Here is a 5,869-nt window from a genome sequence, read left to right as displayed (position 1 = left end):
AAAAAAACCTCAATCTAATCAAAGATTGAGGTTTGTTAAAGAAAGGCAACGACCTACTCTCCCACCAGTGGCAGTACCATCGGCGCTAATGGGCTTAACTTCTCTGTTCGGAATGGTAAGAGGTGAGCCCCATTGCGATAATCACCTTAAATTGTTAGTAATTAGTATTTAGTAATAGTAGTTAGTCATTGCTAACTACTCTAAACTCATACCTAACTACTTTTCAGCTTCGCTGAAATAATAAGTTAACATATTAGTAAAATCATATCCTAAATCATCAAAGAGTTTGCTCCCGGCCACTAGGACCGGGATACGTACATAAGCCTATGGGTTATTAGTACTACTCAGCTACATACATTACTGCACTTACACTTATAGCCTATCAACGTGGTGATCTTCCACGACCCTTTAAAGAAATCTCATCTTGTGGTGGGTTTCGCGCTTATATGCTTTCAGCGCTTATCCCTTCCCGACGTAGCTACTCTGCAGTGCCCCTGGCGAGACAACAGATACACTAGAGGTCAGTCCAACTCGGTCCTCTCGTACTAAAGTCAGATCCACTCAAATTTCTAACGCCCACAGCAGATAGAGACCGAACTGTCTCACGACGTTCTGAACCCAGCTCGCGTGCCACTTTAATGGGCGAACAGCCCAACCCTTGGGACCTTCTCCAGCCCCAGGATGTGACGAGCCGACATCGAGGTGCCAAACCCCCCCGTCGATGTGAGCTCTTGGGGGAGATCAGCCTGTTATCCCCGGAGTACCTTTTATCCTTTGAGCGATGGCCCTTCCATGCGGAACCACCGGATCACTATGCTCTACTTTCGTACCTGATCGACCTGTATGTCTCTCAGTCAAGCTCCCTTATGCCATTGCACTCTACGCACGGTTACCAAGCGTGCTGAGGGAACCTTTAGAAGCCTCCGTTACTCTTTTGGAGGCGACCACCCCAGTCAAACTACCCACCACGCACTGTTCTCATTGCTGAGTTAGGCTCTAGATAAGCAAAGGGTGGTATTTCAAGGATGACTCCACAACGCCTAGCGACGCTGCTTCAAAGTCTCCCACCTATCCTACACATTACTTATCCAAAGTCAATACGAAGCTATAGTAAAGGTTCACGGGGTCTTTTCGTCCCGCTGCGGGTAATCGGCATCTTCACCGATACTACAATTTCACCGAGCTCATGGCTGAGACAGTATCCAGATCGTTGCACCATTCGTGCAGGTCGGAACTTACCCGACAAGGAATTTCGCTACCTTAGGACCGTTATAGTTACGGCCGCCGTTTACTGGGGCTTCATTTGATTGCTTCGCCGAAGCTAACAACTCCACTTAACCTTCCAGCACCGGGCAGGTGTCAGGCCTTATACATCATCTTTCAATTTAGCAAAGCCCTGTGTTTTTGATAAACAGTCGCCTGGATCTTTTCACTGCGGCCAACATTGCTGTTGGCGACTCTTCTCCCGAAGTTACGAGTCTATTTTGCCTAGTTCCTTAGCCATGAATCTCTCGAGCACCTTAGAATTCTCATCCCAACTACCTGTGTCGGTTTACGGTACGGGTTCTTATAACCTGAAGCTTAGAGGTTTTTCTTGGAAGTTTTTAGGCACACTATCCACGCATCCGAAGAATTGTGGTACTATCACACTTCAGCTAAACCAGCGGATTTGCCTACCAGTCTAATACCTAAATGTTTCAACGAACTATTCCGTCAGTTCGCGGTGCTTTCACTACTCCGTCACCCCATCGCAATTATAAGAAGTACAGGAATATTAACCTGTTGTCCATCGACTACTCCCTTCGGATTCGCCTTAGGTCCCGACTAACCCTCAGCTGATTAGCATCGCTGAGGAAACCTTAGTCTTTCGGTGAGGGGGTTTCTCGCCCCCTTTATCGTTACTTATGCCTACATTTTCTTTTCTATACGTTCCAGCATGCCTCACAGCACACCTTCAGCACATATAGAATGCTCCCCTACCACTTTAATAAGTCCATAGCTTCGGTAATATGTTTATGCCCGATTATTATCCATGCTCGACCGCTCGACTAGTGAGCTGTTACGCACTCTTTAAATGAATGGCTGCTTCCAAGCCAACATCCTAGCTGTCTGGGCAGTCAAACCTCGTTTTTTCAACTTAACATATATTTGGGGACCTTAGCTGATGGTCTGGGTTCTTTCCCTCTCGGACATGGACCTTAGCACCCATGCCCTCACTGCTGAAAAACATTTTATAGCATTCGGAGTTTGTCAGGAATTGGTAGGCGGTGAAGCCCCCGCATCCAATCAGTAGCTCTACCTCTATAAAACTTTTATTCAACGCTGCACCTAAATGCATTTCGGGGAGTACGAGCTATTTCCGAGTTTGATTGGCCTTTCACCCCTACCCACAGGTCATCCAAAGACTTTTCAACGTCAACTGGTTCGGTCCTCCACTATGTGTTACCACAGCTTCAACCTGCCCATGGGTAGATCACTCGGTTTCGCGTCTACTACTACTAACTATATCCGCCCTATTCAGACTCGCTTTCGCTTCGGCTCCACACCTTAAATGCTTAACCTTGCTAGCAACAGTAACTCGTAGGCTCATTATGCAAAAGGCACGCCGTCACACAGTAAATGTGCTTCGACCGCTTGTAGGCGTACGGTTTCAGGTTCTCTTTCACTCCCTTACTTAGGGTTCTTTTCACCTTTCCCTCACGGTACTAGTTCACTATCGGTCTTTCAGGAGTATTTAGCCTTACCGGATGGTCCCGGTGGATTCATACAGGATTACTCGTGTCCCGCACTACTCAGGGTACTGCTATATCCTCTTCGATTACCTGTACGAGACTATCACTCTCTACGGTTCGTCTTTCCAAACGATTCCAGTTCTCTAAGATTCTAATGTCGCAGCCCTACAACCCCAATATTGCCGTAACAACATTGGTTTGGGCTAATCCGCGTTCGCTCGCCACTACTAACGGAATCACTTTTGTTTTCTCTTCCTATGGTTACTTAGATGTTTCAGTTCACCACGTTTGCTCACCCGTAGGTGTGACATGTCTTCAACATGCCGGGTTGCCCCATTCGGAAATCTACGGATCAATAGGTATGTGCCCCTCCCCGCAGCTTATCGCAGCTTATCGCGTCCTTCTTCGCCTCTGAAAGCCTAGGCATCCTCCATACGCCCTTATTTAGCTTATTGTACTTTTTGCTGTAGTATCTCTACTACAACGAGCTCTTTATAATTCTTGTTCTTATAAAAATATTTTGTTAGATCTCTCTAACTCTCTATCTTGATTCTTTACGATATCATTTTACCAATATGTCAATGAACGTGGCGAATCGCCACCGATAAGTATTTATCAGCGCAACTCGTGCAGTACTCTGAAACAACTTATTTATTGTCTCGAGGAACTGCCTCGTGGAGAATATCGGAGTCGAACCGATGACCTCTTGCGTGCAAGGCAAGCGCTCTAGCCAGCTGAGCTAATCCCCCATTTCTTTTAGTTATGAGTTATTAGTCGTTAGTTATTAGTTGGTGTGAGTTTAACTTAAAACTTAGCACTCAACACGTAAAACCAAATTCCTCAACTTCTAAAATTTCCTTATCCTAATCTCTTAAAATTGTAGTCTCGGGCAGACTCGAACTGCCGACCTCTACATTATCAGTGTAGCGCTCTAACCAGCTGAGCTACGAGACTGTCTTAGACAGCTTAGATATCAATATCAAACATCTAAAAATTCTCTTTTTAAGATCTTAGTCTATTTTTTAAAATTAACAGCAAAGAGTAAAATATACCTCTATTGTAACTCACCATCTTTCTCTAGAAAGGAGGTGTTCCAGCCGCACCTTCCGGTACGGCTACCTTGTTACGACTTAGCCCTAGTTACCAGTTTTACCCTAGGCAGCTCCTTGCGGTAACCGACTTCAGGCACCCCCAGCTTCCATGGCTTGACGGGCGGTGTGTACAAGGCCCGGGAACGTATTCACCGGATCATGGCTGATATCCGATTACTAGCGATTCCAGCTTCACGGAGTCGAGTTGCAGACTCCGATCCGAACTGTGATATGGTTTATAGATTCGCTCCAACTCGCGTTGTGGCTGCTCATTGTCCATACCATTGTAGCACGTGTGTAGCCCAGGACGTAAGGGCCGTGATGATTTGACGTCATCCCCACCTTCCTCACGGTTTGCACCGGCAGTCTCGCTAGAGTCCTCAGCTTTACCTGCTAGCAACTAACGATAGGGGTTGCGCTCGTTATAGGACTTAACCTGACACCTCACGGCACGAGCTGACGACAACCATGCAGCACCTTGTAAAGTGTCCGAAGAAAAAGGTATCTCTACCCCTGTCACTCTACATTTAAGCCCTGGTAAGGTTCCTCGCGTATCATCGAATTAAACCACATGCTCCACCGCTTGTGCGGGCCCCCGTCAATTCCTTTGAGTTTCAATCTTGCGATCGTACTCCCCAGGTGGGACACTTATCACTTTCGCTTAGTCACTGAGACAAATCCCAACAACTAGTGTCCATCGTTTACGGCGTGGACTACCAGGGTATCTAATCCTGTTCGCTCCCCACGCTTTCGTCCATGAGCGTCAGTATATACGTAGTAGACTGCCTTCGCAATCGGTATTCTAAGTAATATCTATGCATTTCACCGCTACACTACTTATTCTATCTACTTCCGTATAACTCAAGTCAACCAGTATCAAAGGCAGTTCCATAGTTAAGCTATGGGATTTCACCTCTGACTTAATTGACCGCCTGCGGACCCTTTAAACCCAATGATTCCGGATAACGCTTGCACCCTCCGTATTACCGCGGCTGCTGGCACGGAGTTAGCCGGTGCTTATTCTTACAGTACCGTCAAGGCCGTACACGTACGACTGTTTCTTCCTGTATAAAAGCAGTTTACAACCCATAGGGCAGTCTTCCTGCACGCGGCATGGCTGGTTCAGAGTTGCCTCCATTGACCAATATTCCTCACTGCTGCCTCCCGTAGGAGTCTGGTCCGTGTCTCAGTACCAGTGTGGGGGATAATCCTCTCAGACCCCCTACCTATCGTCGCCATGGTAAGCCGTTACCTTACCATCTAGCTAATAGGACGCATAGTCATCTTGTACCAATAAATCTTTAATAAAATAGCGATGCCACTACTCTACATTATGGAGTATTAATCTTCATTTCTAAAGGCTATCCTCCTGTACAAGGCAGATTCTATACGCGTTACGCACCCGTTCGCCGGTCGTCAGCAAAAAAGCAAGCTTTCCCCTGTTACCCCTCGACTTGCATGTGTTAAGCCTGCCGCTAGCGTTCATCCTGAGCCAGGATCAAACTCTTCATTGTATAATCTTTAATATTATAAATGTTAAGTTCCAAAAGAATTTTATAACTTCGTAGAAGTTATGGTTATTCTACTCTTTAATTACGCTGTCAATTTCAATATTTTCAATGAACTTGTGGCGAGTCATCAATGACAAGTTTTTACTTATCTTACGACTCTTCCTCTTGTAGAAACACTAGACTCGAACTAGTAACTTATCGCCTTCCAAAATTTCTGTGATCGTATCGCTTTCTAAAAGCGGATGCAAAACTACAAACTCTTTTTTAATCTGACAAAACTTTTTTAAAGTTTTTTTTCGTTTGTTTCACTGCACTATTTATATGAACTATTCCCTTAAAAATCGGACTGCAAAGATACTCACTTTATTTCTTATCAAACAAGAAAAATTTAAACTATTTTTTAACCTTTTCTTTAAATATCTTAAACCCTATTTTAATGAACTCTTACTAACTTCATAGCTTACCGCTGCTCCGTTTGCGGGTGCAAATATAGATACCTTTTTCTTTACAACAATGACTTTTTTTATCTTTTTTT

2 tRNA genes and 3 rRNA genes are annotated in these 5,869 nt (G+C 45.1%); all 5 read right to left on the bottom strand.

From position 1 onward, the window contains the following. Positions 1-40: 40 nt before the first annotated feature. The 5 genes from rrf to V1T75_RS16310 all read right to left on the bottom strand — a co-directional run bounded on the left by rrf (position 41) and on the right by V1T75_RS16310 (position 5,337). A 5S ribosomal RNA gene (rrf, locus tag V1T75_RS16330) occupies positions 41-149 on the bottom strand. Positions 150-314: 165 nt separating this feature from the next. Further along, positions 315-3,187 (bottom strand): 23S ribosomal RNA (locus V1T75_RS16325). 220 nt (positions 3,188-3,407) lie between these two features. After that, positions 3,408-3,481: transfer RNA gene (locus V1T75_RS16320), tRNA-Ala, on the bottom strand. A gap of 131 nt (positions 3,482-3,612) precedes the next feature. Further along, positions 3,613-3,686: transfer RNA gene (locus V1T75_RS16315), tRNA-Ile, on the bottom strand. 127 nt (positions 3,687-3,813) lie between these two features. Continuing rightward, positions 3,814-5,337, bottom strand: a 16S ribosomal RNA gene (locus tag V1T75_RS16310). The 16S, 23S and 5S rRNA genes sit together here with 2 tRNA genes alongside, the layout of an rRNA operon. Positions 5,338-5,869: the final 532 nt, after the last annotated feature.

This window comes from Tenacibaculum sp. FZY0031 (assembly GCF_036350695.1).
Taxonomy (GTDB): Bacteria; Bacteroidota; Bacteroidia; order Flavobacteriales; family Flavobacteriaceae; genus Polaribacter.
This window is presented reverse-complemented; position numbering and strand designations above follow the sequence as displayed.